1 protein-coding gene is annotated in these 430 nt (G+C 70.0%); it reads right to left on the reverse strand.

The genetic code is table 11. The features are described from left to right. Window positions 1–252 (reverse strand): aromatic amino acid lyase (locus tag J5M58_RS27240; RefSeq protein ID WP_207880587.1); only part of this gene is annotated, 252 nt, incomplete at its 3' end. Window positions 253–430 lie beyond the last annotated feature (178 nt).

Below are 430 nucleotides of genomic sequence, written 5' to 3' on the forward strand. Positions count from 1 at the left end.
GTCTTTATTGAGGCCGACGCCGACCGTCAGCCCGTAGATCTGCTGGCCGGCCGCGGCGGCCTTCAGCAGCACCTCGTGCGCGGCGACGACCCGCTGGCGGGCGGCAGGCGCGATCGACACGGCTTCGCCGTCGGCGATGCGCGCGATCGATTCCGGCGTGACGGAGCGCCCGTCGAGCGTGACGTCCGCGAAGGCCGGGACGGCGGCGAAAAGTGAGAGCGCGATCGCGCTCCGCGTGAGGAAGCGTTGCATGGAGCGGTTCTCCGAAATCAGGCGGGGCGTGGCGTGGAAGAAAGCGCGGCGATCGAGGCGAGCGCGATGGCGCTCGCCACCATCACGTACCAGGCCGGCGCAAACGGACTGCCGGTCTGTTGCGTGAGCCATGCGAGGATCGCGGGCGCGAAGCCGCCGAAGATCGTCGTGGCGATGT

This window comes from Pseudomonas sp. 32_A (genome assembly GCF_017490905.1).
In the GTDB taxonomy this organism is placed as follows: Bacteria; Pseudomonadota; Gammaproteobacteria; order Pseudomonadales; family Pseudomonadaceae; genus Aquipseudomonas; species Aquipseudomonas inefficax.